At 25.1% G+C, this 1500-nt stretch carries 1 protein-coding gene; it reads right to left on the bottom strand.

Annotated features, from left to right (window positions below):
• Nucleotides 1–1446, bottom strand: a 1446-nt coding sequence (locus tag E2O22_RS07770) for a hypothetical protein (protein ID WP_133319977.1), incomplete at its 3' end; no start/stop codon positions are given.
• Between the last annotated feature and the right edge of the window lie 54 nt (nt 1447–1500).

The following is a 1500-nucleotide window of genomic DNA, read 5'->3' as shown; positions in this document are numbered from 1 at the left end:
TTCTAAATCTTTATTTTTTACTTCTAAATCTTTATTTTGAAACATTTTATTAAATTTTACACAGATAGCCTCATATAAAAATATCGACTCCATAGGAATTATTATATTAATATCTTGACTAATTTCATACTGTCTTTTAAGCAATTCTACATCAATTTCTTTAATATATTCCATTTTAACTTTTTTAACATCAAATATGATATCAACAAGCTTATTGAATACATGTTCCCAAGACATATGATAGGAGTTATCTCCTAATGAAGATTTTAATATATGTTTATTATCAATAACTACACCAAATTTCTCTCCGTTAGTTTGAGGAGCAATAAAATTAACACCTGGTTTTTTGCAAAATTGAAAAGGAACCATACCGGTAGTATTGCCTTCTGATATACAAATATCAACATTATTGCAATAACTAATTTTTGTTCTATAATCTTTAGAATCCAACGATATTAATTCACAATAAAAATTATTAGTTTGAATCTCTTTAATTTTATTTTTAATTTTTTCAAAAAGCTCAGAAGATGATGAATAAATTCCTAAATCCTGTTGCTCTAATGTAATCTTTGAATCATATGAAGTAATGCCATTAAAATAAATTTTAATCTTTTTGAAATACTTAGATAATTCTGTAATTATATTTTTTACTCCGTCTTCTTGTTCTATCCAAGTCCTATAAGCACTCAATCCAAGCCAAATAATTAAATCAAATTCATTTGCATTATCTGCAATTTTAACAGTTCTTAAAGATTCTTGGTATATTAAGTGTTCAGCTTCTCTTCTATGTTGTGCTTCAATTCCCATTGGATATAAATAAACAATATCTTTTTTATGTAATTGTGGATTTGTGTTTGGAATATATTTTTCGGACAGAAAAAAACATTGACGAGATTCTATTGGAAATTTTTTATCAATTATATTTTTTTTGTCCATTTGAATAAAAAACTGATATAAAAAATAAGTAAAATGTTGTGGTGCAATCATGGCCATAGTAAAACCTATAGATTTCTCAGAATATACTAACTCATCAGGATTGATATCTTTAAAAATATGTACACCATGGCAAGGCCATGGACTTGCTATATTTATAACATAGCCAGGAACAATTGCATAATCAATTAAGCAAGTAGCTTGAGTAAAAATCCATGGATATTCATTATCTTTGTCCACCATAAACACATAATTAGCTGCTCTACCATTAAAAATATTATAAACTGCCCTTGTTTTGATATTTGGATATAATGGATGTTCAAGTTCAAATTTTTTACTATTAATTTTTTTCCTCCAAACTTCTATAATTGAATCTGTGTCTTTTTGTTTTATTTTTTCTTGAATAAAAGAAATTTCACCTTTATATAATTCTCCATCATATTTAATTCTTTTAAAACTAGACATATTATTTAATTCAACTAAAAAAGTTTTTAAACCATTATCAATATTCATTAAAATTCCTCAATAACTCAAATATAAAAAACTATCGATACTCTAGTATGCATT

Source organism: Campylobacter lari, assembly GCF_004357905.1.
Classification (GTDB): Bacteria; Campylobacterota; Campylobacteria; order Campylobacterales; family Campylobacteraceae; genus Campylobacter_D; species Campylobacter_D lari_D.
The sequence above is the reverse complement of the archived record's forward strand: the minus strand, read 5'-3'. Positions and strand labels throughout refer to the sequence as shown.